The sequence below is a fragment of the Psychromonas arctica genome (genome assembly GCF_038155225.1).
Classification (GTDB): domain Bacteria; phylum Pseudomonadota; class Gammaproteobacteria; order Enterobacterales; family Psychromonadaceae; genus Psychromonas; species Psychromonas arctica_B.
This window is the reverse complement of sequence record NZ_JBAKBA010000507.1, coordinates 1-201: the sequence shown is the minus strand read 5'-3', so window position 1 is coordinate 201 and position 201 is coordinate 1. Positions and strand designations below refer to the sequence as shown.

1 protein-coding gene is annotated in these 201 nt (G+C 48.3%); it reads left to right on the top strand.

Annotated elements, in window-relative coordinates; translation table 11 throughout:
* On the top strand, positions 1-201 hold a 201-nt coding region (locus tag V6255_RS19245; RefSeq protein ID WP_341629508.1), incomplete at both ends, for an Ig-like domain-containing protein.

The following is a 201-nucleotide window of genomic DNA, read 5'->3' as shown; positions in this document are numbered from 1 at the left end:
TGGCGATCAACGATGATGGTACCGTAACGTACACACCAAACGCCGATTTCAATGGTACGGACACGTTTACTTATACCAATGTCGATGGCAACACTGAAATCGTGACGGTCACCGTTGATCCCATTGCTGATGACACCGTATTAGCCGCTGATAGCGCAACGACTAACGAAGACACACCTGTGACGATTGATGTTACAGCGA